This is a genomic window from Sphingomonas sp. IC4-52 (genome assembly GCF_020707225.1).
GTDB lineage: Bacteria > Pseudomonadota > Alphaproteobacteria > Sphingomonadales > Sphingomonadaceae > Sphingomonas.
On sequence record NZ_JAJFEU010000003.1, the window covers coordinates 207,692 to 234,444 of the forward strand.

Below are 26,753 nucleotides of genomic sequence, written 5' to 3' on the forward strand. Positions count from 1 at the left end.
GCTGGCGCCAATCTCCCCCGCCGCGGGAGGTTGGCGTCAGCCCCGCCGATCCGCTACCCTCACGCTCATGTGCAACGAGGCCGCCCGCCGCATCGCCATCGGCGAATTGCGCAACGACTGGGGCGAGACGCGCATCCCGCTCGTCTTCCCCGAAGGCGTCCCCAACATGGCGCCGCTGGAGAGTTTCCGGATCACCGATCCGACGATCATCATCCGCGGCGTCGACGGCCGCGCGGACGAGGCGGAATGCGTCACCCGCCGCTGGAGCTGGCCCGGTGCGGGCGGAAAACCCGTGTACAATTTCCGCTCTGACGGGCGCGATCTGCGCGCCGGCCGCTGCCTGATCCCGGTCGACAGCTTCTTCGAATTCACCAAGCCCGCCGATCCCAAGGCGAAGCGCAAGGACAAATGGGCCTTTCGCCTCACTGGCCACGACTGGTTCTGCATCGCTGGCCTGTGGCGCAAGGACGCAACCGTCGGCGAGGCCTTCACCATGCTGACCTGCGAGCCCGGCCCCGACATTGCGCCCTATCATTCGCGGCAGGTGGTGGTGCTCGGCCGCGACGCCTGGTCCGCCTGGCTCGATCCCGCCGTGCCATCCGCCGATCTATGCCAGCCGCTCCCGGCAGGCAGCCTCACCGTCACTCAGGTGCGCTGAGCAAACACCCTTCCTCCAATCAAGGTACAGCCCGATGCGGCGCTTCTTCTCCCCCGATCAACTTCATCACGCCCCGGCGCAGGAACTGCACAACGGCAACTTCACCGACTATGCTGAAAAGCCCGCGCGCGCGCAGATGATCCTCGATGCAATCGGCGGCGCCGAGAAGGCGCAGGATCGCGGGGAAGCGCCGATCCGCGCAGTGCATGATGCTGGTTACCTGCAATTCCTGCAGGATGCGCCCGCCGCCTGGGCCGCCGCTGGCCGCCCCGGCGACGCCATCCCTTATGCGTTCCCCGTCGTTGGCCGCCGCCCGCTCCGGCTCGATCGCATCGACGCACTAATGGGCCGCTACGCCTTCGACGCGACGACCCCGATCACCCCGCAGACCTGGGCCAGCGCTTATGGCAGCGCGCAATCCGCGCTCGCCGCCGCCCACGCGGTTCTGGCCGGCGACCGCGCCGCCTTCGCGCTTTGCCGCCCGCCCGGCCACCACGCGGGTGCCGATTATTTCGGCGGCTATTGCCACCTGAACGTCGCCGCCATCGCCGCCCAGGCCGCGCGCGATGCCGGGCATAAGCGCGTGGCGATCCTCGACATCGACTATCACCACGGCAACGGCACGCAGGATATCTTCTGGCAGCGCGGGGACGTCTTCTACGCCAGCGTTCACGCCGATCCCGCGACCGATTATCCCTTCTACTGGGGCCATACCGACGAAATCGGCGAAGGCGATGGCGAAGGCACCACGCTGAACCTCCCGCTGCCGCACGGCACCAGAGCAGACGCGTTCCGCGCCGCACAGGCCACCGCGCTCGACGCCATCGCGCGTTTTGGCGCCACCTTCCTCGTGGTCAGCTTCGGCGCGGATACCTGGGAAGGCGATCCGATCAGCCAGTTCGCGCTGACGACGCCAGACTATGCGATCCTCGCCCGCGACATCGCCGGCCTCGGCCTGCCGACAGCGATCGTCATGGAAGGTGGCTATGCGATTGACGCGCTCGGCGCCAATGTGGCGAGTTTCCTCAGCGGCTTCTGACGGGTGGATGACAGACCGGGCTGCAGCGCTGTGCCGCAGCCCGGCCTTGTCGGATCAATCGGGCTCGATAGCATCTACCGGTCGCAAATTGCGCTGGCTCGCGGCCACCGCTTCCACCCGCTCCATGACTCGAAGGACATTGCCCTGCGCCAGGTTGGAGAGATCGGCATCGCTCCAACCGCGCCGCGCCAGTTCCGCAAATAGCCGGGGATAGCCGTCGACGCCGGTCATATCCTCAGGTGCGGTTCCGCTTATGCCGTCATAGTCGCCGCCAATGCCGACCGCGCCCTTGCCGGCGATCCGGGCGATGTGCTCGACATGGTCGGCCACCGTCGCCGCGGTCACGCGCGGCATCGGGTGAGCCGCATCCCACGCGATCATCGGCGCCGGCGCCTTGGGGCCATATACATCCGTCGCCAGCCCCTGCGACTTGCCAAAGGCGGTACGCGCCTGATCCCATGCCCGCCATTCGGTGGAAAGGAACGCCGGATAGACATTGACCATGACCACGCCGCCGCCGGCGCCAATGCGACGAAGCAGGTCGTCCGGAATGTTGCGCGGCACATCCGCGATCGCCCGGGCCGAGGAGTGGGAGGCGATCACCGGCGCTTTCGACAGATCGAGCACAGCCGCCATCGTCGTGTCCGCCACATGGCTGACGTCGATGATCATGCCGATACGGTTCATTTCGGCGACGACGTCGCGGCCGAATGCGCTCAATCCATTCGCACGCGGCGCGTCGGTGGAAGAGTCGGCCCAGTCGAGGCTCTTGCCGTGCGTCAACGTCATATATCCGACGCCAAGTTCCTTCATCTGACGCAGCACGGAAAGCCGACCATCGATCTGATGACCGCCCTCGATCCCCATCAGCGACGCGATCTTGCCCGCGCGTTGGGCGCGGCGCAGGTCGGCTGCGCTCGTTACCAACGCAAAGGTGTCCGGGTTTGCCGCTACCACCCTGCGTACGATGTCGATCTGCTCCAGCGTCATCTCCACGGCGCGAGGCCCGGTGGCGCTGGCCGGGATCCACACCGACCAGAACTGGCCCCCCACGCCGCCCTGCCGCAGGCGGGGAATGTCGGTCTGCAAGGGATAAGGCAGCGCTGCCGTGTTGCGGCTCAAGTCCACCTCTTCCACCTTCGCGTCGTGCCGTTCGCGGATCTCCCAGGCGAGATCGTTGTGGCCGTCGATCACTGGCGTGCGCTCCAGAAGACGGGTGATCCGCGCAGGAACGGCGGGGGCTGGCGCGGCAGCGGCCTGGGCAGCAAGAAGAACGGCGATCAACGACATGGCAGCTCCGGGAAGCACGGCCTGCCGAGGAACTTACCGGCATGCCGCGGGTTGTGATCAGGCTCGCGTGGAACCGAGCATCACGAACGTCTTGCAAAGCCGTCGTTGGCGCAAGCGTCAACCGAGCCCCGCCGCACCTTCGCGTCGGGGCCGACTTGTATTGGGGGAGGAGAAAGGGCGACTCAGACCGGAAACATCGCGCGCGAGGAGCAGGTTACCGCTGCCCGCAAGCATCGGATCTCAAAGAGTTAATCCAGTTGATTTGATGACTTCTCCCCGAAGCATATGCATCGGGGCGGGAGATGGAGTGAGTTCGGTGAACGACGACAAGGAATATTACTACAAGCGCGCCGAGTCCGAGCTTGAAATGGCCCAGCGTACCGAGGTGCCGGAGGCGGTAAAGGCGCATTACACTTTGGCCGGCTATTATCTCGACAAGGTGTACAATGACGAGGCGAACGCCACTTCCCCGTCGGTCACGTGATTGTGCCTGCGCGGTCGCGATGAGCAGATTGTCTGCCTGACCGCATCTGGGGGTCGTCACCCCGTTAGCCCGTCTCTGGCTCGCCCTCCCTCCTTCGTGGCGAGCCTCGGCTAGGCAGGACTGATTCTTCAACGATTCGCTCAGCCCCAGCGCCCGCGGCGCATACTGCCGCGACTTGTCGAGCGGCAGCGATAGGAGCGTCGCGTCGCTAACCGTCCTTGCGACCTTCCAGAATCCAGGGCCGCGGACGTCCGGTGGGCTTTGGCTTCCCGTCCAGCCGAACTGCCCGTTTCACATAGACCGGCTTTAGCAGCAGGGTGCCATTCATCGCGCCTCCGGTCGGCTGGGCGAGGATCCGCTTCACCACGGCCTGACCTCCAACCACCCTCCCGAAGGCGGCGTAGCCAGGATTGTCGGGCTTCCAGTCCATCCAGGGCATCGCGCCCACTGCGATGAACCAGTTGCCGTTTGCGGAACCTGGCGGGCCACGCCGCGCCATGGAAATGGTCATGTCCAGATGCTTGATCCCGGTCTTCTTCGTCGACTCATGCGGGATCATGTCGAGGAATCGGCGCGCGTCCGTGCGGATGCCAGACTGGATGAAGCCGAACTGCGGCGCCTGCTTGTTGCGAGCAACGCGGTAGAAGCTGACGCCGTCGAACCGGCCATCATCCACATATTTCATGAAGTTGGCGGTGGTGGCTGGCGCACGCTTTTCATCCAGCGCCAGGATGATCGCGCCCAGCGCTGTTTCCAGGCGAACTCGAACATAGCCGGGCGTGGGGCGATCCGCCCGCTGCGCCTCGGCAGGAACGGCCGAGATCAGGGCGGCGATCAGGAGAAGAAGACGCATCAGGCGCGAGATACCGCGCGCGTAACCGTGACGCTACTGCTTACCGGCGCAGCGTCCTGCCAACGATCCCGGGCACCTGCCAATGGCCCGGATATGAGAAGAGGTTGCCGAACGATCCATAGCGGACCGCCCGACAACCCCTAAACATGGTCAGCGGCCGGAGAGCTCCAGCCCGGGAGACCATGCAGGCCTCTGAAATTTACCGCATCCGGCGTTGTCTGGAGGAGGATACCTCCCGCCGAACAGCGGCACTCCTCAGAAGCGCGTCCCCCGAACGAACTGAACCGACCCCATTGCTGAACCATGAGACATCGGATCACCTCCTTTCGCTGGTTGATAACGAGCGTGACCTGCTCGGCCACGTCATCAATGTGCGTGCAGTGCGGCCGCTAAACAAGCCTTGTTTTACCGACAGTTTTGAACGAACCTCTTTCGCCTTGCCGCGGCCAGGCGCGCGGCGGTCAGGCGCGACAATCCTCGATCACTCGGCCGATCTCGGCATAGGCCGGCACCACAAGCGTCGCGGCGCCTGCCTGCTCAACGACGAACCGTCCTCGACTGAACGCCATCGCGTCCAGGAGCGGATCACGGCCGGGCAAACTCGCCTCTGCTCCCGTTGCCGCGCCGCTCGCCGGCCGGACGGAAAGGGCACGCGTCGCGCTGGAGGTACGAACAGTCAGCGGCTGCTGGGATTGGCTGGGCCGCGACAGCAGCATGCCGCGGGTGGCCGCATCGCACCGAAGCACGAGCACTGCCTCGCTGCCGCTCTGTCCAAAGGCCGCCTGGCTGCCACGCGTGTCCCGGACATAACGCCACGTTCCCGTCGTCAGCGGCCAGTCGCGCCAGTCCCCTGCCAGCGGTGCGGCTACCGGTGGGGGCGGGAGCACTGCGACTGGCGGCGGCGGCGGCGGAGCCGGGGCGTTGGCGGGAGGCGCAACACACCCCGACACGCCCAGGGTGAGCAGGGCGGGTGCGAGCAAGGCGACGGGGGCAAGAGAATGGCGCATCGGGACGAACCCTAGCCCCTCTACGCCTCCACGCTCAACCGGAACCGGCGCATGGCAAGAGCGGTTCAGCGTGGCAGGAGACCGAGATGAGCAACAACGACACGCACACCACATTGGCCCTGATCGAGGCCTCGCTGGCCGATACGGTTAAAATCGAGAGCCGCGACGGCGACAAGATCGGCACGGTTCATGCCTTTCTCGTCCACAAGGTGAGCGGTCGGGTGACTCACGCCGTACTCAGCCTCGGCGGCTTTCTGGGGATGGGCAAAAGCTATTACCCCCTGCCCTTCTCGCTTCTGCAATTCGATTCGGTACGCGACCTCTACGTCGTCACCATAGATCGCCGAATGCTGGAGGGCGGACCCAGTTGGGCCAACAACGCGCCGCATTTCGATCAGGCCTATGCTGATCGGGTGGCAAGTTACTACGGTGTCGGTGGTGAAGATCTGACCCTGGGATGACCAGCATGGAGGAGCGGTGGCGCCAACTGCTCCTCCCGCCGAATCTCAACGCCACCTCCCGGCCCGGCGATCAACACTAGCCGGGCGGCATCTTGCTGGCGCTCAACGGCCAAGATCCGTCCCGCTACCTTGGGCTCCCACACTCCGCCCTTGAACGCGGACAACAAAGCTGGCGGGACTCACCAAGGCTGCCCGTAGGCGCGATTAGTCTCGTTCGCTCGGCAGCGAGGGCGCAGCCCTACCGCCGCTTCGCCATCCTGATCGCCTGTTGCTTGCCGAAGCGCGTCTTGCGTGTGCCCGGCTTGCCCTCGTTGCTGCGCCCCATCAGCGGTGCCTTGTGCTCGTGCACCGGCAGGCCAAGCTCCTCCTGCTCGAGCGCGCGGATCTCGTCGCGCAGGCGCCCGGCCTCCTCGAACTCGAGGTCCGCCGCGGCCTTGCGCATCTTCTTCTCGAGCTCCTCGATATAGGCGCGCAGATTGTGGCCGACCATGTGCGGGCGCTGCTCGTCGCCGGTGTCGATCAGCACGCTGTCCTGGTTCGACACGTGCGCGATGATGTCGCCGATGTTGCGCTTGATCGTGGTCGGCGTGATGCCGTGCTCGCGATTGTACGCTTCCTGCTTCTCGCGGCGGCGCGCCGTCTCGTTCATCGCCCGCTCCATCGAGCCGGTGATGCGATCGGCGTAGAGGATGACGCGCCCGTCGACGTTGCGCGCGGCGCGCCCGATCGTCTGGATCAGCGAGGTTTCGGAGCGCAGGAAGCCTTCCTTGTCGGCATCCATGATGCAGACGAGGCCGCATTCGGGGATGTCGAGGCCTTCGCGCAGCAGGTTGATGCCGATGAGCACGTCATAGACGCCCAGCCTGAGGTCGCGGATCAGCTCGATACGCTCCAGCGTCTCGACGTCGGAGTGCATGTAGCGGACCTTGACGCCCGCCTCGTGCATATATTCGGTCAGGTCCTCCGCCATCCGCTTGGTCAGCGTGGTGACGAGCGTGCGGTAACCCGCTTCCGCGGTCTTGCGGCACTCGACGATGCAATCCTGCACCTGCTCCTCGACCGGTCGGATCTCGACCGGCGGATCGATGAGGCCGGTAGGGCGGATGACCTGTTCGGCAAAGACACCGCCGGTCTGCTCCATCTCCCAGCCGCCCGGCGTCGCCGAGACGCTGACGGTCTGCGGGCGCATCGCATCCCATTCGTTGAAGCGCAGCGGGCGGTTGTCGATGCAGCTCGGCAGGCGGAAGCCGTATTCGGCCAGCGTGATTTTCCGCCGATGGTCACCGCGCGCCATCGCGCCGATCTGCGGGATCGTCTGGTGGCTTTCGTCGACGAACAGCAGCGCGTTCTCGGGCAAATATTCGAACAGCGTGGGCGGCGGCTCGCCCGGCAGGCGGCCGGTCAGGAAGCGGCTGTAATTCTCGATGCCGTTGCAGCTGCCGGTAGCGGCAATCATCTCGAGATCGAAATTGGTGCGCTGCTCCAGCCGTTGGTGCTCGAGCAGCTTGCCCTCCGCTTCCAGCTCCTTCAGCCGCTCCGCCAATTCATGGCGGATCGCCTCGGTCGCCTGCTTCATCGTCGGCCCGGGCGTTACATAGTGCGAATTCGCATAGACGCGCACCGAGTTCATGCTGGCGGCCTTCTTGCCGGTCAACGGATCGAACTCGACGATCTCCTCGATCTCGTCACCAAAGAAGCTGATCCGCCACGCCGCATCCTCAAGGTGCGACGGGAAGATCTCCAGATTGTCGCCCTTCACCCGGAAATTGCCGCGCTGGAACGCCGCATCATTGCGCTTGTACTGAAGCGCGACGAGCTTCCTCACGATCTCCCGCTGGTCGACCGTCTGGCCCTTCTTCAGGTCGAAGATCATAGCCGAATACGTCTCGACCGATCCGATACCGTAGAGGCACGAGACCGAGGCGACGATCAGCACGTCGTCGCGCTCCAGCAGCGACCGCGTCGCCGAGTGGCGCATCCGGTCGATCGCCTCGTTCACCGAGCTTTCCTTCTCGATGTACGTGTCGGACCGCGGGACGTAGGCCTCGGGCTGATAATAGTCGTAGTAACTGACGAAATATTCGACGGCATTCTCCGGGAAGAAGCTCTTGAACTCGCCGTAGAGCTGCGCCGCCAGGATCTTGTTCGGCGCCAGGATCAGCGCGGGGCGCTGCAGTTCCTCGATCACCTTCGCCATGGTGAAGGTCTTGCCCGAGCCGGTGACGCCCAGCAGCACCTGGTCCTTCTCGCCCTGCAGGGCCGCATCAACCAGCTCGCGGATCGCCGCGGGCTGGTCGCCGGCGGGCTGGTAATCCGACACGAGCTTGAACCTTTTACCACCCTCGACCTTCGCCGGGCGTTGCGGTCGGTGCGGGATAAAGTTTTCGCCGGTCTCTGGTTCAGCAAGCGTGGTACGGATCTGGATCGCCATGGCGTAGATATGGGGGGTGCCAGTGCGGCGCGGAAGAGCAACGCGGGTGGGCGCGTTGCACTGGCGCTGCGCATCGCCTACCTGCACCTCGTTGGTGCGCGCCGGGCATGTTGGCGTTTCGATGCGTACCGAACCGCCATGTGCTGACCAGGCCGCGCCCGTCGAGCGCGCGGCCGGCTTCTTGGCCTGCGAGCTTTTCTTGCTTGCAGCGGGAACGCAGGGGGGCGACGAGGTTGGTAACCGAAGGGGCAGTCAGGTGTTCAAGACTGCCGATGAATGGGTGGCGCCGCTTCTCGCACAAGGCGTCATCGAGGAGCGAGATCGTTGAGCGTGCTTGCAGAACCGAAGTTGATCCCCGACCACAAGGCCTTCCTGACGGTAAACGTCCGCTGGGTGCGTCATTGGAACGAGCATCTGTTCAGCTTTGCGGTGGACCGACCGTCCTCGCTGCGCTTCCGCTCGGGCGAATTCATCATGATTGGCCTGCCGGGGGAAGAAGATCCGGCAAAGCCGATCATGCGTGCTTACTCGATCGCCTCCCCGTCCTATTCGGACGAGCTCGAGTTCCTGTCGATCAAGGTGGAAAACGGCCCGTTGACTGGGCGCCTGCAGGCGATCCAAGCCGGCGATCAGCTCTATATGGGCAAGAAGCCGACCGGCACCTTGGTGTGCGACGCGCTGCTCGGCGGCGAGCGGCTGTGGCTGCTATCCACTGGCACTGGCCTTGCGCCCTTCCTCAGCCTGGCGCGTGATCCCGAGGTTTACGAGCGGTTCAACCAGATCATCGTCGTCCATGGCGTTCGCCGCGTCAGCGATCTCGCGTTCCGCGACGAGCTGACGGCGAAGCTCGCGGAAGATCCGTTGGTCGGCGAACACGCGCAGGAGCAGTTCCACTACATCCCGACCGTGACTCGCGAAGAATTCGAGACAAAGGGCCGGATCACGGACCTGATTGCGGACGGCCGCCTGTTCGCCCCGCCCGTCACCGGCCCGGCAAAGTTCGATCCCGAAACCGACCGGGTGATGCTGTGCGGCTCCACCGCGATGATCCGCGAAACCGCGCAGATGCTCGAACAGCTCGGCCTTACCGAAGGGTCGAATGCCAATCCGGGCCAGTTCGTGATCGAACGCGCCTTCGTCGACTAAAGCCGCTTCACCCCCGCTGCGCTGCGGCTATGCTGCGCGTAACAAAAGGGGAATCGGATGCGTCGTTTCGTTGTTGCCGCACTGCTTTGCGCCGTCGCCACGCCCGTGGTGGCGGCGCCTGACTATCAGGCTCAGATCAAGGCCGATTACGATCGCGACCTGGGCAAGTTGTGGGACCAGCTTCACCGCAATCCGGAGCTCTCGTTCCGTGAGGTGAAGACGGCTGCCGCCATCGCTACGGAACTGCGCAAGATCCCCGGCATGCAGGTAACCGAGAAGGTCGGGCAGACCGGCGTCGTCGGCGTGTTGAAGAACGGTGCCGGCCCTACCGTGCTGATCCGCGCCGACATGGACGGCTTGCCGGTTCAGGAAAAGTCCGGCCTGCCCAATGCCTCCACGGCGCGGCAAGTGGGCGTCGACGGGGTGGAAACGCCCGTGATGCACGCCTGCGGGCACGACACTCACGTCGTCGGACTGATCGCCACCGCGCGGCGGCTCGCCGCCATGAAGGACCGCTGGCAGGGCACCGTCCTGTTCGTCGGCCAGCCTGCCGAGGAGCGGATCGCCGGCGCCAAGGCCATGGTGGCGGACGGCCTCTACACCCGCTTCCCCAAGCCCGATTACGCGCTCGCCTATCACGTCGACGCCAGCATGGAGGCTGGCAAGGTCGCGGCCAGTGAGTCGATCCAATATTCCTCGTCCGACTCGATCGACATCGTCGTGCCCGGCGTCGGCGCGCACGGGGCGAGCCCCAACACCGGCAAGGACCCGGTCTACATGGGCTCGCAGATTGTGATCGCGCTTCAGGGCCTGATCAGCCGCGAGCGCGCGCCACTGCTGCCCGGCGTCATCACTGTCGGCTCGTTCCACTCGGGGCTGAAGCACAACATCATCACGGACGAAGCGAAGCTCCAGGTGACGGTACGCGCCAACGACGAAAAGACGCGCGCGCAGCTCGTCTCCGGGATCAAGCGTGTCGCCGAGGGCGTTGGCGTGATGAATGGGATGCCGAAGGACAAGATGCCGGTGGTGACGGTGGTCGAAGGAACGCCCACGACGATCAACGATGCGCCGCTCGCCAAGCGATTGAACGCCGTGATGGTCGAAACGCTAGGGGCGCAGAACGTCGTGCCATTCGAACAGATGGGCATGGGTGCCGAAGACTTCGCCTATTTCGTGCAGCCCGATACCGGCGTGAAGGGCTATTACTTCGCGGTCGGCGGCACACCTAAGGCGGCGTTGGACGCGGCGCGCAACGGCGGCCCGCCCGTCGCCTCCCACCACTCGCCGCTGTTCAAGATCACGCCGGAGCCGGTGGTGGTGACTGGCGCCACCGCGATGACCGCCGCCGCGCTCGATCTGCTGAAGCCGGGCGCCGCGCAATGATCCGCAGCGTCGCCCTGCTCGCTTTGGCGGCCACGCTCGCTGGCTGCGATGTCGGCCCCGATCCTGCGGAGGTCGCGCGGGTGCGCGACGGCACGGAGGCAGTGCGGCGTGCGCTCAAGCAACCGGAGACGGCGCAGTTCAAGGGCGTCGCTGCTTACGGTGCGGCGGTCTGCGGCGAAGTGAACGCCAGCGTCGGCATGGGCCGCACCGGTTACGAGCGCTTCATCGTCAAGAACGGCGACGTGACCTTCGCCTCACAACTGAAGACCGATGCGGAAATGGACGCGCGTTGGGCGGCAGACTGCCGATCGTGAATGAAATCGGGCACTGGCCGGAATGTGCCGGCCAGTGCCCGATTGTCTCCTGAAACAGGCCGCTGCTGCCTCAAATGTCGGCCGCGAGTGCCTTCAGATCGGCCAGCGGACGCGCCCCGAAATGGCTGATCACTTCCGCCGCGCAAACCGCGCCCAACCGCAACGAGCGTTCCAGTCCCCAGCCCTGCGCCTGCCCGTGCAGAAAGCCAGCCGCGAACAGATCGCCAGCGCCGGTGGTATCGACAACCTTATCGACGGGCGCGGCAGGCACTGTCACCCGCTCTTCACCTGCGATGGCACAGGCGCCCTCTTCGCTCATCGTCACGACCAGCAACGGCACCTTGCCCTTGACCGCGGCGATCGCGGCTTCCGTGTCCGTCGCCTCGGTTAACGAGACGATCTCCGCCTCGTTCGCGAACAGCACGTCGATCAGCCCGGCGTCAATCAGCTGATGGAACGCCTCACGATGACGATCAATAACGAATTCGGCCGACAGCGTGAAAGCGACCTTGCGACCAGCAGCGCGCGCCACGTCGATGGCAGCACGCATCGCCGCCCGCGGCTCTTCCGGATCCCAAAGGTAACCTTCAAGGTACAGATATTGCGCGCCAGCGATCAGATCGCGGTCAAGTGCCTCGGCCGGCAAGTAGTGTGACGCGCCAAGAAAGGTGTTCATGGTGCGCTGCCCATCGGGCGTTACGAAGATCAGGCAACGGCCGGTGGTCGGGTTACCGGGGCGCGCCGCGGTGTCGAACCGGATACCCGCCGCACGGATGTCATGGGCAAAGACCGCGCCGAGCTGATCATCAGCCACCTGGCCGATAAAGGCGCAGCGGCTGCCGAGCGCTGCCATGCCGGCGATCGTATTTGCCGCCGAACCGCCGGACACCTCCTGCCCGGGGCCCATCTTTGCATAAAGTGCGTCGGCTTCCTCGGGAGAGAAGACCAGCGCCATGGCGCCCTTTGTCATACCATTGTCGGCGACAAAGGCATCGGTGGCGGGGGCGAGGATGTCGACAATGGCATTGCCGATCGCAACGACGTCGTAGCTGGACTGGGTCAAGGAAGGATCCTGCAGGCTCGTTCGCTCTTAGCGTGCCGAAAGGCCGCTCTCCCATCCGGATAGTAGCGGCCGCGACAAGCTCAGTCCGAACGGGATGAGTGTTGCCGGCGCCGTAATTGCCGCGCCCGCCTTGCGCAACTGCACAGGGGCGCGCATTCCAGATGTGATGTTGAAGGCATTTGCGCTCAGCCTCACCCAGCTTGGTGATCGGGCGGTGTTGGCGGTACTCGTCAGGAGCCTTGCGCTGACGTTCGCTTTGTTCGCGCTTCTGGGCGTGGGCACGTGGTGGGGCGTGGACGCGCTGCTTGCCCGTCGATCGTTCCACGGCGCACTCGCATCCGCTGCCGCTATCGTCGTGACCGTCCTCGCATTCTGGCTCCTGTTCCGGGCCGTGGCGATCGCAGTGCTGGGATTGTTCGCAGACACCATCGTTGCCGCAGTCGAAAGGCGTCACTACCCGGCGGCCATGGCGAGCGCGAGAGATGTCCCGCTCACCCGATCCTTGACCATGGGGCTTGGGTCGGCCGGCCGCTTTCTCGCCGTGAACCTCCTGCTCTTCCCCCTCTACATCGTGTTGCTCGCAACCGGGATCGGAACGGCGGCGCTTTTCCTTGCCGCCAACGCCTGGCTGCTCGGCCGTGATCTCGGCGACATGGTCGCGGCTCGGCACCTTGCTCCCGATATGATGCGGAACTGGCGCCGTGACACCGCCGGCCGCCGCTTCCTCCTCGGGTTGATCGTAACCGGACTGTTCCTTGTCCCCCTGGTCAATATGCTCGCGCCGATCGTCGGGGCTGCCCTTGCCACTCACTTCTATCACCGGAACCGTCGATGACGCGCTTTTCGCTCCCGATCCTGCTTTTGTTCCTGTCCGGATGCGCCACGGTGGCGACCAGCGCGCCTGAGCCGGCAGCGCCCGTTCCGATCCCCTATGGCGCCGCCGGATTGGAGCGCGTGATCGGCCAGGACGCGAACGGGCTGGTCCGTCTCTTCGGCGAGCCCGACGCCGACGTCCGCGAGGGTAATGCCCGCAAGCTCCAGTTTCAGAGCCGGATCTGCGTACTCGACACCTATCTTTACCCAAAGGGCTCAGCCGAGCCACGGGTCACCTATGTAGATGCCCGGCAGCCGGACGGCCGGGCAATCGACCGCGCCAGCTGCGTTGCGGCACTAACCCGGCGCGTCGGCGGCAAATAACGGCCTTCAGATCCATGCTGCACGTCAATCCGAATGGCGGTCGCCCTTGTGCGTCACTCCGGCCGCGGCTGGTTGTGCAGAGCGCATCCATCGCCCTTGCTCCTGCCGTTAGCAGGATCTTTCCGATCTCGCGGCTACCAGCAGACCATTGCCGTGCCTCCGCGAACGTCGGTCGACCGGCAGGAGCACCCGTTCTAATCCGCCGCGGCATCAGCCCCGGCCAATGCCAGGGCAGCCATCGTGGGTAGCAATGTAGACCCCGTCATTGTCGCCGACGGACTAGTGAAGCGGTTCGGCGGGCGGCCAGTGGTTGATGGCGTCGATCTCGTCGTGCCGCACGGTACGGTCTACGGTGTGCTCGGCCCGAACGGTGCCGGCAAGACGACGACATTGCGCATGTTGCTCGGCATCATCGAGCCTGATGCCGGCGAGCGCACCCTGCTGGGCTCACGCCATCCGCGCGATGCCAGCGATCGGGTGGGCTATCTGCCCGAGGAGCGCGGCCTCTATCCTGCAATGAAAGCACGTGAGGCCATCGCCTTCATGGGCGCGCTTCGTGGACTGCCCTGGACGGAGGGGCGAGCTCGCGCGCAGCTGCTGCTGGAAAACGCAGGACTCGGCCATGCAGCCGATGACAAGATCCGCAAACTCTCCAAGGGAATGGCGCAGCTCGTCCAGCTGCTGGGCTCGGTGGTTCACCAGCCTGACCTTCTGGTCCTGGACGAACCGTTCTCCGGGCTTGACCCGGTGAATCAGGAGCGCCTCGAAGCGTTGATCCTCGCGGAGCGGGATCGCGGCGCAACTGTACTGTTCTCCACCCATGTCATGGCTCATGCCCAGCGCCTGTGTGATCGCCTGGCTATCATCGCCGGGGGCAAGAGACGGTTCGAGGGGACCGTTGCGGAAGCACGCGGCACCTTGCCGCAGCAGGTTCATTACGTGCCCCACTTCCCGAATGATGGCTTGCGCCAGCACCTGCCACCCGATGCGCGTGCGGAGGGGGATGGCTGGCGTTTCGAACTGCCGCGCGAAGGTATCGAAGCGCTGCTCAAGCGGCTGATCGACGCCGGTTACGGCATTTCGGGCCTTTCGATCGAACGCCCCGGACTCCATGAGGCTTTCGTCCAGATCGTTGGCCAGGCCGCGCTGGAGCGCACCGCATGAACATTTCAGCCGCCAACCTGCGCCGGCGCTTTCGCCAGACCTTCACGATCGCCCGTCGCGACTTCACCGCCACCGTGTTCACGCCGATATTCCTTTTGTTCCTCTTCGCGCCGGTGATCATGGGATCGTTCGGCGCGATCGGCGGCCTCGGCGCGGCGTCGGTATCTGCGGGATCCGCCGAGAAAGAACGGCTGGTCGCCATAGCCGCTCCAAGCGATGCGGAAGCGCTGATCGCTGCTGACCGGCAACTCCGGCCATTGTTCCCCGGCGAACTCCAGCCGCCTGCGCTTGAGGTCCGCGCACCCTCCGGTGATCTCGCAGCCCAAGCCCGTGCGGCGCTGAACACGCCGGACGTAGACGTTGTTGCGGTCATGAGCGGACCCCTCGCAGCACCGCATATATTATTCGGGCAGAGCCGCAGAGCCGCGCGTTATCTCGCGGCGTTATCCGAACAGGCGATGCGCGTCGCCGCCGCTGGCCCGCTGCCGCCAAGCCGCCCCGTCTTTACCCGCACGGCAAGGGAAGCGCCGACCCTGGGCGGGCGCAACACCGCGGCCTTTGCTGCGGTGTTCGGCATCTTCTTTCTGACGCTGTTCCTGTCGGGACAAGTGGTCGGCACGATGGCGGAGGAGCGCAACAACAAGGTCATCGAGGTGCTCGCCGCCGCCGTACCGTTGGAAAGCGTCTTCCTTGGCAAGCTGCTCGGCATGTTCGGCGTAGCAGTATTGTTTGTCAGCTTCTGGGGCTTGGTGGTCAGCCAGATCGGAATGCTGCTGCCTGCCAGCGCTGACTTGGCGGGGATGGCACCCGCGGTGGGCTTCGGCACGTTCGCGCTGCTCTTCGCCGGCTATTTCACCACCGCCTACCTCCTGCTCGGCTCGGTGTTCCTCGGCGTCGGCGCACAAGCCTCGACTATGCGAGAGATCCAGATGCTCTCGCTTCCGATCACCATCCTTCAGGTGGCGATGTTCGGCCTCGCTTCTGCCGCCGCCTCGAACCCGGGCAGTGGCCTCGCGACCGTGGCCGAGATCTTCCCGCTGTCGTCACCCTTCGCGATGGCAGGGCGGGCGGCAAACTCCCCCTTGTTGTGGCCGCACATCGCCGCACTCGCCTGGCAGATGCTGTGGGTCGCGATCTTCATCACTGTTGGCGCCCGCCTCTTCCGCCGCGGAGTCCTCCAATCGGGAAGCCCGGCAGGCGCGTGGAAGAAGCTGCTTGGCAGGCGGGCAAGGTGAACACCAACCTTCCCTATTGACAATATTGTCAGTGAGGTTCTTCCTTGCCCGATAGAATTCGGGAGAGAGATAATGGCGACCCTTGCCAGGGATGTGTCCGAATCGGTTGACCCATTCGACGTCAGCAGATCCGAACTATATCGTGACGATACCTGGCGAGAGCCTTTCGCTCGCCTACGTGCCGAAGCACCGGTGCATTATGTGCACGACTCGGAGTTTGGTCCGTACTGGTCGGTCTCCTCCTACAAGCCGATCGTTGAGGTTGAGTCGCTCCCCGATCTCTACTCCTCCGAGGCGGGCGGGATCACGATCGCCGATTTCGATGCGACCGATCCAAATGCCGTGCGAATGCCGATGTTCATCGCACGCGATCGGCCCGTGCACACGGCGCAGCGGCGTACGGTTGCCCCCGCCTTCACCCCTTCGGAGATGACGCGCCTGGCGTCCGACATTCGTCGGCGCACGGAGGAGGTGCTAGACTCGCTTCCCTGGGGCGAACGGTTCGACTGGGTGGATACCGTGTCCATCGAGCTTACCACGCAGATGCTGGCGATCCTGTTCGACTTCCCTTGGGAAGATCGCCGCAAGCTCACCTTCTGGTCCGACTGGGCCGGCGATATCGAGATCATCAAGAACGAGGATCTACGTCAGCAGCGCCTCATGCACATGTACGAATGCGGCACCTACTTCCGCCGTCTTTGGAACGAGAAGCTGAACAAGCCGCTCCAGCCCGATCTCATCAGCATGATGATCCATTCGGACGCGATGCGGGAGATGGACGACAACGAGTTCCTCGGGAACCTGATCCTGCTGATCGTCGGCGGCAACGATACGACCCGCAACACCATGTCCGGCCTGGCATACGGCCTCGACAAATACCCCGACCAGCGCGCCAAGCTCGAAGCTGACCCGTCTCTCATCCCCAATGCGGTTAGCGAGATCATCCGCTGGCAAACGCCGCTTGCGCACATGCGCCGCACCGCCACCCAAGACACCGAATTGATGGGCCAGCAGATCAAGGCCGGCGACAAGCTTGCCTTGTGGTACATCTCCGGCAACCGCGACGAGAGCGTGTTCGGTGAAGACGCCGACAAGCTGATCGTGGATCGACCGAACGCTCGCCGGCACCTCGCCTTCGGTCACGGGATCCACCGCTGCGTCGGCGCCCGCCTCGCCGAGCTTCAGATCGGCATTTTGCTCGAAGAGATGGCCAAGCGGCGCATGCGCGTGAACGTGGCCGGCGCGCCGGAGCGAGTCTCCGCCTGCTTCGTCCACGGATATCGCAAGCTGCCGGTGGAACTTAGCAAGTATTGAGCGGGATCGGGGGCGGTTCAGTCGGCCGCCCCCGACATTGTACGACCTTGCCTCTCTAAACCCCGCGCAACTATGCTGGCGTTGGGGAGAATGGGGCCATGGCGGACGGGATCGAGGCAAGTGCGGATGTGATCACCGGGGGGCTGATCGGTCGTACGCTCGAACGAGACGCCGGCGCGGCGCACACCGCGGACGATCATCCCACCCACTGCCTCAATTGCGGAACCCAGCTGATCGGGTCGCATTGCCATGCCTGTGGTCAGGCCGGCCATGTTCATCGCACCGCAGGCGCCATCATCCACGATATCGCGCATGGCGTGTTCCATTTCGAAGGGAAGATCTGGCGCACCCTGCCGATGCTCATCCGCCGTCCTGGTGACCTGACTCGGCGCTACGTAGACGGGCAGCGCGCGAGCTTCGTCTCGCCGCTCGCGCTATTCCTGTTTACCGTCTTCCTGATGTTCGCGATCGTTGCGAACCTCCCCGGCTGGAGCTTTGGCGGTGGAGATTTCCTGAAGTCAGGCCTGTCCGGCGGCATGGTCGAGACTAGGGACAAAATCGCTGCCGAGCGGATCAAGGCGCAGACGCAGGTCGCCGACTACCGCCGCCGCCTAAACAAGGAGCGGCGTGAGCAGCAGCCCGATGCCGGACGGGTCGCCGCGCTCGAGAAGCGGCTTGCCGACGCGCAGGAGACGGTTCGCGATCTTGGTGCGGCCGAGCGGCTCTTGCCGGCTCCGGGTGCAGCAGAGGAGTTATCGCCGCGCGGTGCTGGCGAAAGCTGGCTTGAAGCGAAAATTCGCCACGCGCGCGAGAACCCGACGCTGCTTTTCTACAAGCTCAAGACCTCAGCCTATAAGTTCAGCTGGGCGCTGATTCCGCTTTCGATCCCGTTCCTGTGGCTGCTCTTCCCCTTCAGCCGCCGCTTCGGGCTGTACGATCACGCGGTCTTCACGACCTATTCGCTTACCTTCATGTCGCTGTTGACCATCGTGCTCGCCATTTTGGGCGCGATGGGTGTGCAAAGCTGGGCGCTCATAACTGCCGCGGTCGTGATTGCCCCTATTCACATCTACAAGCAGATGAAGGGCACCTACGGCCTTGCCCGGGCCAGCGCCCTGATCCGCACGAGCATTCTCGTATTACTGATCATGAGCGTCATCGTGCCCGCCTTCGCCATGCTGCTGCTCTATCTCGGCCTCGCCTGAGCCCGCCGACTATGTGCCTGCCGGCATACCGGGGAGAACAAGGGAGGTCTGAGGAGCATCGGGCATCCAGCATCGCTCAGCGATCCAAACGCGTTTGCCTGCGCGGCTCCGCCCTCACCGATGGTGCTGAACCGCGGCCTCACCGCCGCAACCCAGCCGGTTAGGTCGCCTCCTAACCATTGCTTCCCTCATCGCGTCGAAGAGCCAAACGTTTCAAAAGGCTCATCACTGAGGCGGCTGCCCTCTGTAGGATTGAAGCGGCGGGAACTTGAGCGCCTGATCGCCGCTCTGGCGCGTAGTCACGCCGAAGCACTGAACGGCGGAAACCATTCCCCAGGCCTCGCACTTTCGGCGGGTCGGTTCAGCATCAGAGCATCGTGCCGTGCACTGTCGCCACTCACCTCACCGGCATTCATGTCGACCACCGCGCCAACGACCGCTCACCGGTGTTTGGAAGACGCGGGATGCCCGAGGCGCCGCTTCGACAACCGCGATCCTTAGCCGCGCGCGATGACCTTCGCCACACCCACAGCCACCAGCGCGGCCAGGCGCGAGATCGGGCAGCCCTTTAAAGCTGCTTCAATGTGGCTGGGGCGGGATAAGGAAAAGACACACCGCGCTTGGCAAAAGAAAAAGCGAATGCCGAGCAGCGCCCGACATTCGCTTGAAGAAACAACCGTCATTGCGCGACGCCATCACAGCGTCGCGCTTTGTTCAGGCACCCGCCGGAGAAGGATTTCCAAACGGGCCCTGCGGGCGACGGGTCTTTGGAATGGACGTGCCCACGGTCGGGATCGTCGAGCGCTTCGGCTGATCGGTGCGGCCAATGCCTTCACCGGCAATCAACTTCTTGATCTCGTCGCCCGACAGCGTCTCATATTCGAGCAGCGCACCTGCAAGCGTGTGGAGCTGGTCGATATGCTCGGTCAGCACCGTCTTGGCGCGCGTCAGGCCGCCCTCGACAATCGTCTTGATCTCATGGTCGATCAGCTGCGCCGTCTCGTTCGACATGTGCGTCGGCTGCGAGGAGGAATAGCCAAGGAAGCTTTCACCCTCGGGCTGCGCATAATCGACCGGGCCGACCTTGTCGGACATGCCCCACTTGGTGACCATGTCGCGCGCCAGGCCCGTGGCATACTGGATGTCGCCAGACGCACCCGACGAGACCTTGTCATAGCCGAAGATGATCTCCTCGGCGACGCGGCCACCCATCGCCACTGCCAGATTCGCGTACATCTTATCCCGGTGGTAGCTGTAGCTGTCGCGCTCCGGCAGGCGCATCACCATGCCCAGCGCGCGGCCGCGCGGGATGATCGTCGCCTTGTGGATCGGGTCGGATGCCGGCTCGTGCAGCGCGACGATCGCGTGGCCCGCCTCGTGATAGGCGGTCATCCGCTTCTCGTCCTCGGTCATCACCATGGAACGCCGCTCGGCCCCCATCATGACCTTGTCCTTGGCCTCTTCGAACTCGGCCATGGCGACAAGCCGCTTCGACTTGCGCGCTGCCATCAGCGCCGCCTCGTTGACGAGGTTGGCGAGATCGGCACCCGAGAAGCCCGGCGTGCCGCGCGCGATCGTGCGCGCGTCGACGTCCGGCGCCAGCGGCACCTTCTTCATGTGCACTTCGAGGATCTTCACGCGACCCTCGATGTCGGGGCGCGGCACCACGACCTGGCGGTCGAAGCGGCCCGGACGCAGCAGCGCAGGGTCAAGCACGTCGGGGCGGTTGGTCGCCGCGATGATGATGATGCCTTCGTTGGCCTCGAAGCCGTCCATCTCGACGAGCAGCTGGTTCAGCGTCTGCTCGCGCTCGTCGTTGCCGTTGCCAAGGCCAGCGCCACGGTGACGACCGACCGCGTCGATTTCGTCGATGAAGACGATGCACGGCGCGCTCTTTTTGGCCTGTTCGAACATGTCGCGCACGCGGCTGGCGCCGACGCCCACGAACATCTCGACGAAGTCCGAGCCGGAAATGGTGAAGAACGGCACGCCAGCCTCACCCGCAATCGCGCGGGCGAGCAGCGTCTTGCCGGTACCGGGCGAGCCGACCAGCAGCGCGCCCTTGGGGATCTTGCCGCCAAGACGCGCGAACTTCGACGGGTCCTTCAGGAACTCGACGATTTCCTCCAGCTCCTCGCGCGCCTCGTCGATGCCGGCGACGTCGGCAAAGGTGACCTTGCCTTCCTTCTGCGTCAGCATCTTTGCGCGGCTCTTGCCAAAGCCCATCGCGCCGCCCGCGCCGCCACCCTTCTGCATCTGGCGCACCACGAAGAAGGCGATGCCCAGGAACAGCAGGAACGGCAGCGCCTGGACCAGCATATACTGCCAGATCGAGGGGCCTTCGTCGCGCTTGCCCGAAATCTCGACGCCGGCCTTGCGCAAGCGATCGGTCAGCTGCGGATCGGAAACCGGGTCGGTCCGGAACTTGTCACCGCTGGAAAGCGTGCCCGTGATCTGCTCGCGCGAGATCGTCACGTCCTTGACTGTGCCCTCGTCGACCTTGTCGAGGAAGGCCGAGTACGCGATCGAATTGCCGGTTGCAGCGCCGGTGCGGCCGTCGAACATCGTGACGACGATGGCCAGCGACAGGAGAATACCAACCCAGATCAGGAGGCTCTTCATCCACGGATTGGGGCCGTTGCCTCCATTCTCGCCGGGCTGCTTGTCGTTGTCGTTCATGCGTTACCTTTCAACAGCCGCAATGTAGGTTGCCTGAGGTTAATGGCAACGGAACGGCAGCCGAATTTCGTCGCTCAGAGTGATCGACGCGGCGGTGCAATCCGGAACTGCCAGCGCCCGCGCCTCCGGCCCGCAACGACGCCGCCCTGCGTGCCGCGCCGCCCGTCCAGCAGCGTATCCAGCATCGGCTCGATATTCGCTGATTCGTCGAAGGCAGGAGCGGTGATGTCATGCGCTGCGCGGACGGTGGCAATCGCACGGCGAACCATCCGACGCAGCGTGTCGCGTGGCAGCCCGCTTGGATCGAGCGTGACCGTCTCAGGCGATATCTCCGCTCGCTCGCGCCACATCAGCAGCGCGATCTCACCGAGGTCTCGCTCTGTCTCCGCAACTGCCGCCGCGGTTCGAGCCAGGGCAGGTGGATCGAGCCACTCATTGCGGTCGAGCAGCTGGCGAAACCGCGTACGGTCATGACGTGGATCGCTGTTGGCGGGATCGTCCACGAAGGGAAGCCCGGCCCGGCGCACGATCGCGCGCAGCGCCGCTCGCCGCCAGCCAAGCAGCGGGCGCACCACTGACGCGCCAGCGACAACCGCTGCCGAGCGGATCGACGCCAGCCCCGACACACCGGAGCCACGCGATGCCCGCATCAGGAACGTCTCTGCCTGATCATCGGCATGATGGGCGGTGGCCACTGCCATGGCGCGGCGCTGTTCCGCCCAGTCCGCCAGCAGCGCATAGCGGGCATCCCGCGCGCGCGCTTGCAGGCTTGCCCCAACGATCGGGCCGTCAACCTTCAGGATGGCGTGGGGAACAGCCAATCCTTCGGCCTCGCGCGCCACCATGCGGGCCTCGTCTGCGGAAGCATCCCGCAGCCCATGGTCGATAGTCGCGGCAACCACCGCCTCCGGAAAGGCCGCCGCCGCCAGTACCAGCAACGCCATGCTGTCTGGCCCGCCGGAAACTGCCACCGCGATCGGCCGATCGCGGGACGGTGCGTCACCCGTGAGCGCTATCAGATCGCGCCGGAACCGCGCGAGATCAGCCGCTTCCGGCACTCTGTTACTTGCACTTGGCGGAGGTGCGCGCCCGCGCCACGTCGTCCTTCATGCCCTGGCCGATCTTGTCCCCGTAAACGTCTAGCAACTCGCCATAAACCTTGCAGGCATCGGCAGGCTTGTTCAGCTTCAGCAGCGCCTGGCCAAGATAATAAAGGCTGTCCGGCGCACGCTCGCCGTCCGGCATCTTCTTGTAATTGTCGTAGAAGGCGATGGAGGCCAGGCTGGGCTTGCCATCATCAAGATAGGCCCGTCCCAGCAGGTTCTGCGCGAAGCTGGCGCGGCGCGACCGCGGATAGGTTGCCACCACCTTCTTGAGCTGTTCGGCCGCTTCCGGATACAATTTGGCCGCCCACAAACGATAGCCGTAAAGATATTCATCCTCGTCGGCCTGGCCCGACGCGGGCTTCGCAATTGCTGCCACCTGTGCTGCGCGCCCGCCGCTCGCCGCCCCGGCCGCTGGCGCCGACTTGGCGGGAGCAGTCGCGCCGGTGCGGGGCGGCGGCGGAACCACCGGACCGCCCTCACCGCTCCTAGCGTCGCTGGTGATCGGGGCAGCCTCGCCGCTGCTCAGCCGCGCGTCCGTCGCCTTCTTGTAGGCGGCGAACTGATCCTCGAGCTGGCGCATGCGATATTGCGTCTGCTCGATCTGCCCGGTCATGGAGGCGATCTGGGATTCCAGCGACGAAACCCGCTGAGTGAGATCATAGATCGCGCTTGATGCCGGGGCGCCGATTTCTTCCTGCGCGGGCTGCGCAGCCCGCACCTGCGGTTCGATATAAGCGCCCGCGCCGCCCGGGAAGACCTTCCGCTGCACCGCGCGCATCTCGCTCTCCAGCTTGCCGACACGGCCCTCCAGACCGGACTGTGCGACAGCCGGGGTGGCCGCTCCGGCGAGAATCACGGCAATGAAGAACCTACGCATTGATCAACAGCCCCCAGGAGTGGGTTAACAACCACGCTATAGCTGCACCGTCGCGCCTGTCGCCAGCCTTAAGGGCGCGCGATCAGCGCGAGGGAGCCGTTGATTCGCCAGCGAAAGCGGGCGGCACGGACGAAGACGCGGCTGGCGCCCCCGCGGGAGCGGCGGCTGGGGCCGCCGCCGGCGCCGCCTGACCCCCAGCGCGCGCACTGAGAGCATCGGCACTCACCCGCACATTCTTGATCGGCCGCTTGCCATCCCCCAGCGGCGGCAGCGCCGACCCGTTGAGCGTCACGCGCAGCTTGTCCGGCCGGCCGACGTTGATCATCGGATTGTCGGCGTCGGCAGGGACGTCGAACCGCTCACCCGCCTTCATGGTGCCGATGTAGAGCGTCTTGTCCGCAGCGTCATAGACCCGCAGCCAGACCTCGTCCGTGGCCGTCAACGTCACCTGCGGCGTTGCCTTGGAAGCCGACGACGGCTGAGCCGCCGGAACCGCCACTGCTACCGAGGGGGCGGCCTGCGGGGGCGTGCCGTCGCCACGGAACAGGCTGCTGCCGAGCCAAAGAACCGCCAGGACGGCAATCGCCAGCGCAACCCCGGCCGCCGCGATCACCAGCCCACGGCTGGGAACGCGTGTCGGATCCGCCACTTCATAGGGCTGGTACTTCGGCGTTACGCGCGGTGCGTCATGCGCTTCGGCGCGCACGTCCCGCGCCAGCGTCACCTCATCCTCGCCGACCGCACGCGCATAAGCGCGAACGAAGCCAACCGCATAGGTGGGCGACGGCAGCGCGCCATAATTGGACGCCTCGATCGCTTCCAGGTGGCGCAGCGGTACACGGGTGCGGGCGCCGATTTCGGCCAGCGACATCCCGTGTCGCTCGCGCGCAGCGCGCAGCCTCTCGCCTACAGGTTGCGGGAAGAGCGTCGCGTTGTCGCCGCGCTCGGCCTCAGTCATTCGCTTCTCCGCTTCGGGCGGACCGACCCCGTCCATCCTCGCTGCACGTCTCACAGAGCGGGCCATCTGTGTCAATCGAGCCACACCGCTTTTGGTCCGCGAGGCCCCTCGCTTCGCCGAGGCTTCTGCCGATCCTCAGCCGAGTTCCACGCCTTGCGCCTGCGCCCAAGCGCCCAGTGCTCCCCGCATGTCGCGCGGAGGATCAGCCAGCAGCCGCTGCATTTGGGTCCTTACCGCCTGGTAATCGAGCGAGCGCACCATCGCCTTGATCGGTCCGACCGCCGCAGGGGTGATCGACAGACGATTGATGCCAACGCCGATCAGCGCCAATGCCTCGAGCGGTCGGCCGCCCATCTCACCGCACACCGCGACCGGCACCCCGGCAGCACGCGCGGGTTCCAGCACGCTGCTGATGAAGCGAAGAATCGACGCCGAAAGCCAGTCGTAGCGCTCTGCCAGCTTCGGGTTTGCGCGATCGGCGGCAAACAAGAACTGAGTCAGATCGTTGGTGCCGATCGACAGGAAGTCCACCTGAGGCAGCAGCAGATCCAGCTGGTAGGCAAGACTGGGCACCTCTAGCATCGCGCCATAGCGGATCTCGATCGGCATGCGCCGGTTGCGTGATGTCAGCCAGGCGCGCTGCTGCTCGAACAATGCGCGGGCCTCGGCAAATTCCCAGGCCTCACTCACCATCGGGAACATGACGTTCAGCGTACGCCCCGCCGCCGCGTCCAGCAGCGCGCGGGCCTGCGCCTTCATCAGTCCGTTCCGCTCCAGCGCCAGGCGCAGCGCGCGCCAACCCATCGCGGGATTTTCTTCGTCCCCGTCATGCTGGGCCAGATAGGGCAGCGCCTTGTCGCCGCCGATATCCACTGTGCGGAAGATCACCGGCCGATCACCGGCCACGTCCAGCACCTCGCGGTACAGCCGCTGCTGGCGCTCGCGCTGCGGCAGGGTGGCGGAAACCAGGAACTGAAATTCAGTGCGGAAAAGACCGATGCCGTCGGCGCCGGTCACGTCCAGGGCGCCCACGTCATCGCGCAGGCCGGCGTTGACCATCACGGTCACGCGGTGGCCGTCCTTCGTCTCGGGCGCGACATCCCGCAGCCGTGCATAGGCGGCCCGCCGCTTCTGCCGCAGCGCCAGCTTCGCCTCGAACGCCTCCTCCATGGGGCTGGACGGGCGCACCACCACCGATCCCTCGCCCACGTCGAGTAACAGCATGTCCCCTTCGGCAATCTGCCGGCGCACATCCCTTACGCGGCCGAGCACGGGGATCCCCATGGCGCGTGCCACGATGGTGACGTGTGCGGTCAGCGATCCCTCTTCCAGGATCACGCCTTTCAGCCGCCGGCGATCATATTCGAGCAGTTCCGCCGGCCCCAGATTGCGCGCGATCAGGATCGTGTCCTGCCGCAGCCCCAACTGCGCCGCCGTGCCCATCTGCCCGGAAACGATCCGCAGCAAGCGGTTCGACAGATCCTCCAGATCGTGCATCCGGTCGGCAAGCAGCGGATCGTCGATCTGCCGCATCCGCTGGCGCGTGCGCTGCTGCACTCGCTCGATTGCCGCTTCCGCCGTCAGGCCGCTGTCGATCGCCTCATTGATGCGACGGGACCAGCCTTCGTCATAGGCGAACATCTTGTAGGTCTCGAGCACTTCCTCATGCTCACCCCCCACGCCGAATTCCGCCTCGCGCGTCATGCGGTCGATCTGCTCGCGCATCTTGTCGAACGCGGCATAGACGCGGTGGCGCTCGGCCTCGGTATCCTCCGCCACGGTATGCTCGATATGGATCCGCGGCTGGTGGAATACGGCGGCGCCCGCAGCCATACCCTCCACCAGTTTCTGCCCGGTCAGCCGGATGCTGGCGGTAGGCTGCTGCGGCCGATTGCGCGGAGCGGCAGGGTCGATCAGACCGGCGTTGGCGATCAGCTCGCTGAGCACCATCGCAACTGTCTGCAAGGCCTCGATTTCGATATCGGCATAACGGCGCGGCTCGGCATGCTGCACCGCCAACACGCCCACGGAGCGCTCCCGGCGGATGATCGGCACACCGGCAAAGCTGTGGAACCGATCCTCACCCGTTTCAGGCTTGTAGGCGAAATCCGGGTGGCTTGCGGCCTCGTCAAGGTTCAGCACTTCGCCATTCTCGGCGATCGTTCCGACCAGCCCTTCGCCCATCGCGAGTTTGGTCACGTGAACCGCATCCGCCGACAGACCCCGGGTGGCAAACAGTTCCAGCACACCTTCGCGCAGCAGGTAAATCGAGCAAACTTCGCTGTTCAGCGCTTCGCCGATGATCTCCACGACTTGGTTGAGCTTGGCTTGAGCATTGGAGCGAGCCGCCATGACATCGTGGAGGTTGACCAGAATTTCGCGGGCAGAGGCGGCGGCGGAAAGCATAAGGTGTCGCTAGCAGGCCGACCCGCTGGGTGCCACGCAACATTTCCTGCGCGGCACCGCAGCGAAATGTCAGTTCTTGCGCTTCTTTTTCCTGGGTTCCGGCTTGTCCTCACGCGGGAACAGCACGGCCGCCACACCGATGGCGATCGCGCCAACACCGGCGGCAGCCCCGACGATCCGGCCCAGAGACCAGCCGCGCCGCTCCGGCTGTGCCCACTCTTCTGCCTTCTGCTGCGGCGGAGCGGGCGGGCTGGGCGGATGCGGCGGCTCCTGGATCGGATAGGGTGAGGTATTGGCGGGCGGCACAGGCGGCGTATGCGTCATCGTCTTCCTCTTGGTGGCGGCAACAGAACGCCGGCATTCCCTGCCGGGTCCATTGCGGGTCGCTTGAGCAAAATAGCGCTTCGCTGCCAAGGCTGTTCCCGGTCCCCAGCCGGTCTGTGCACTGGCCGTGACAAGCGGTCGGTCATCTTGACCGTG

26 protein-coding genes are annotated in these 26,753 nt (G+C 65.1%); 14 read left to right on the forward strand and 12 right to left on the reverse strand.

Translation table 11 applies throughout. The features are described from left to right. Nucleotides 1–67 precede the first annotated feature (67 nt). Both LK535_RS09920 and LK535_RS09925 read left to right on the forward strand, forming a co-directional pair. Entirely contained in the window at nucleotides 68–658 is a 591-nt protein-coding gene (locus LK535_RS09920; RefSeq protein ID WP_227771746.1) for an SOS response-associated peptidase family protein, read from the forward strand. Nucleotides 659–692: 34 nt separating this feature from the next. Then, nucleotides 693–1,697 (forward strand): histone deacetylase family protein, encoded by a 1,005-nt coding sequence (locus tag LK535_RS09925; protein ID WP_227771747.1) that lies wholly within the window; start codon nucleotides 693–695, stop codon nucleotides 1,695–1,697. A 54-nt stretch (nucleotides 1,698–1,751) separates the two neighbouring features. On the opposite strand, the gene LK535_RS09930 is transcribed toward LK535_RS09925, so the two are convergent. Continuing rightward, nucleotides 1,752–2,987, reverse strand: coding sequence for a dipeptidase (locus tag LK535_RS09930; RefSeq protein WP_227771748.1), 1,236 nt, complete (start codon nucleotides 2,985–2,987; stop codon nucleotides 1,752–1,754). Between the two features lie 316 nt (nucleotides 2,988–3,303). Here LK535_RS09930 and LK535_RS09935 point away from each other — a divergent pair, with 316 nt between their 5' ends. After that, on the forward strand, nucleotides 3,304–3,471 hold the full coding sequence (locus LK535_RS09935) for a hypothetical protein (protein ID WP_227771749.1): 168 nt from the start codon (nucleotides 3,304–3,306) through the stop codon (nucleotides 3,469–3,471). A gap of 208 nt (nucleotides 3,472–3,679) precedes the next feature. Here LK535_RS09935 and LK535_RS09940 read toward each other — a convergent pair whose 3' ends face one another. Beyond that, nucleotides 3,680–4,324 (reverse strand): peptidylprolyl isomerase, encoded by a 645-nt coding sequence (locus tag LK535_RS09940; RefSeq protein ID WP_227771750.1) that lies wholly within the window; start codon nucleotides 4,322–4,324, stop codon nucleotides 3,680–3,682. A 461-nt stretch (nucleotides 4,325–4,785) separates the two neighbouring features. Beyond that, the gene (locus tag LK535_RS09945) at nucleotides 4,786–5,331 is read right to left on the reverse strand and encodes a hypothetical protein (protein ID WP_227771751.1); all 546 of its coding nucleotides are present in this window, start codon (nucleotides 5,329–5,331) and stop codon (nucleotides 4,786–4,788) included. 86 nt (nucleotides 5,332–5,417) lie between these two features. On the opposite strand from LK535_RS09945, the gene LK535_RS09950 reads away from it, so the two are divergent. Beyond that, nucleotides 5,418–5,792, forward strand: coding sequence for a PRC-barrel domain-containing protein (locus tag LK535_RS09950; RefSeq protein ID WP_227771752.1), 375 nt, complete (start codon nucleotides 5,418–5,420; stop codon nucleotides 5,790–5,792). A gap of 238 nt (nucleotides 5,793–6,030) precedes the next feature. Here LK535_RS09950 and uvrB read toward each other — a convergent pair whose 3' ends face one another. Next, nucleotides 6,031–8,223, reverse strand: coding sequence for an excinuclease ABC subunit UvrB (gene uvrB, locus LK535_RS09955; protein WP_227771920.1), 2,193 nt, complete (start codon nucleotides 8,221–8,223; stop codon nucleotides 6,031–6,033). Nucleotides 8,224–8,344: 121 nt separating this feature from the next. Here uvrB and LK535_RS09960 point away from each other — a divergent pair, with 121 nt between their 5' ends. The 4 genes from LK535_RS09960 to LK535_RS09975 are packed head-to-tail and all read left to right on the forward strand — an operon-like array spanning nucleotide 8,345 to nucleotide 11,069. Next, nucleotides 8,345–8,551 carry a hypothetical protein gene (locus tag LK535_RS09960; protein ID WP_227771753.1) on the forward strand — a complete coding sequence of 69 codons (207 nt, stop codon included), beginning with the start codon at nucleotides 8,345–8,347 and terminating at the stop codon, nucleotides 8,549–8,551. Continuing rightward, a complete protein-coding gene (locus LK535_RS09965; RefSeq protein WP_321576555.1) occupies nucleotides 8,548–9,369 on the forward strand; it encodes a ferredoxin--NADP reductase in 822 nt (273 codons plus the stop codon). Before LK535_RS09960 ends, LK535_RS09965 begins: the two co-directional genes overlap by 4 nt. A 57-nt stretch (nucleotides 9,370–9,426) precedes the next feature. Then, on the forward strand, nucleotides 9,427–10,755 hold the full coding sequence (locus tag LK535_RS09970) for an amidohydrolase (RefSeq protein ID WP_227771754.1): 1,329 nt from the start codon (nucleotides 9,427–9,429) through the stop codon (nucleotides 10,753–10,755). Next, nucleotides 10,752–11,069: a hypothetical protein gene (locus tag LK535_RS09975; RefSeq protein WP_227771755.1), complete on the forward strand. Its 318-nt coding sequence runs from the start codon at nucleotides 10,752–10,754 to the stop codon at nucleotides 11,067–11,069. The genes LK535_RS09970 and LK535_RS09975 overlap by 4 nt, the downstream gene beginning before the upstream one ends. A gap of 70 nt (nucleotides 11,070–11,139) precedes the next feature. On the opposite strand, the gene LK535_RS09980 is transcribed toward LK535_RS09975, so the two are convergent. Further along, nucleotides 11,140–12,132 carry an adenosine kinase gene (locus LK535_RS09980; protein ID WP_227771756.1) on the reverse strand — a complete coding sequence of 331 codons (993 nt, stop codon included), beginning with the start codon at nucleotides 12,130–12,132 and terminating at the stop codon, nucleotides 11,140–11,142. A 166-nt stretch (nucleotides 12,133–12,298) separates the two neighbouring features. On the opposite strand from LK535_RS09980, the gene LK535_RS09985 reads away from it, so the two are divergent. From LK535_RS09985 to LK535_RS10010, 6 genes are all read left to right on the forward strand, one after another. Then, nucleotides 12,299–12,967 carry an EI24 domain-containing protein gene (locus tag LK535_RS09985; protein ID WP_227771757.1) on the forward strand — a complete coding sequence of 223 codons (669 nt, stop codon included), beginning with the start codon at nucleotides 12,299–12,301 and terminating at the stop codon, nucleotides 12,965–12,967. Then, nucleotides 12,964–13,329 carry a hypothetical protein gene (locus LK535_RS09990; protein ID WP_227771758.1) on the forward strand — a complete coding sequence of 122 codons (366 nt, stop codon included), beginning with the start codon at nucleotides 12,964–12,966 and terminating at the stop codon, nucleotides 13,327–13,329. The genes LK535_RS09985 and LK535_RS09990 overlap by 4 nt, the downstream gene beginning before the upstream one ends. A 237-nt stretch (nucleotides 13,330–13,566) precedes the next feature. Beyond that, nucleotides 13,567–14,493, forward strand: coding sequence for an ABC transporter ATP-binding protein (locus LK535_RS09995; RefSeq protein ID WP_227771922.1), 927 nt, complete (start codon nucleotides 13,567–13,569; stop codon nucleotides 14,491–14,493). Further along, nucleotides 14,490–15,728 (forward strand): ABC transporter permease, encoded by a 1,239-nt coding sequence (locus LK535_RS10000; protein WP_227771759.1) that lies wholly within the window; start codon nucleotides 14,490–14,492, stop codon nucleotides 15,726–15,728. Before LK535_RS09995 ends, LK535_RS10000 begins: the two co-directional genes overlap by 4 nt. Nucleotides 15,729–15,800: 72 nt before the next feature. Then, nucleotides 15,801–17,042 (forward strand): cytochrome P450, encoded by a 1,242-nt coding sequence (locus LK535_RS10005; RefSeq protein WP_227771760.1) that lies wholly within the window; start codon nucleotides 15,801–15,803, stop codon nucleotides 17,040–17,042. Between the two features lie 98 nt (nucleotides 17,043–17,140). Further along, nucleotides 17,141–18,247 (forward strand): DUF3667 domain-containing protein, encoded by a 1,107-nt coding sequence (locus tag LK535_RS10010; protein ID WP_227771761.1) that lies wholly within the window; start codon nucleotides 17,141–17,143, stop codon nucleotides 18,245–18,247. Nucleotides 18,248–18,744: 497 nt separating this feature from the next. On the opposite strand, the gene LK535_RS10015 is transcribed toward LK535_RS10010, so the two are convergent. The 7 genes from LK535_RS10015 to LK535_RS10045 all read right to left on the reverse strand — a co-directional run bounded on the left by LK535_RS10015 (nucleotide 18,745) and on the right by LK535_RS10045 (nucleotide 26,597). After that, entirely contained in the window at nucleotides 18,745–18,930 is a 186-nt protein-coding gene (locus LK535_RS10015; RefSeq protein WP_227771762.1) for a hypothetical protein, read from the reverse strand. A 31-nt stretch (nucleotides 18,931–18,961) separates the two neighbouring features. Then, nucleotides 18,962–20,926 (reverse strand): ATP-dependent zinc metalloprotease FtsH, encoded by a 1,965-nt coding sequence (gene ftsH, locus LK535_RS10020; protein WP_321576556.1) that lies wholly within the window; start codon nucleotides 20,924–20,926, stop codon nucleotides 18,962–18,964. A gap of 74 nt (nucleotides 20,927–21,000) precedes the next feature. Then, complete coding sequence (gene tilS, locus LK535_RS10025) at nucleotides 21,001–21,984, reverse strand: tRNA lysidine(34) synthetase TilS (RefSeq protein WP_227771763.1); 984 nt, start codon at nucleotides 21,982–21,984, stop codon at nucleotides 21,001–21,003. Between the two features lie 4 nt (nucleotides 21,985–21,988). Then, nucleotides 21,989–22,909 (reverse strand): YbgF trimerization domain-containing protein, encoded by a 921-nt coding sequence (locus LK535_RS10030; protein WP_227771764.1) that lies wholly within the window; start codon nucleotides 22,907–22,909, stop codon nucleotides 21,989–21,991. An 82-nt stretch (nucleotides 22,910–22,991) separates the two neighbouring features. Then, on the reverse strand, nucleotides 22,992–23,867 hold the full coding sequence (locus LK535_RS10035; protein ID WP_227771765.1) for a helix-turn-helix domain-containing protein: 876 nt from the start codon (nucleotides 23,865–23,867) through the stop codon (nucleotides 22,992–22,994). A 135-nt stretch (nucleotides 23,868–24,002) separates the two neighbouring features. Continuing rightward, nucleotides 24,003–26,273, reverse strand: a complete 2,271-nt coding sequence (ptsP, locus tag LK535_RS10040) for a phosphoenolpyruvate--protein phosphotransferase (RefSeq protein WP_227771766.1) — start codon at nucleotides 26,271–26,273, stop codon at nucleotides 24,003–24,005. A 69-nt stretch (nucleotides 26,274–26,342) separates the two neighbouring features. Beyond that, nucleotides 26,343–26,597 carry a hypothetical protein gene (locus LK535_RS10045; RefSeq protein ID WP_227771767.1) on the reverse strand — a complete coding sequence of 85 codons (255 nt, stop codon included), beginning with the start codon at nucleotides 26,595–26,597 and terminating at the stop codon, nucleotides 26,343–26,345. Nucleotides 26,598–26,753 lie beyond the last annotated feature (156 nt).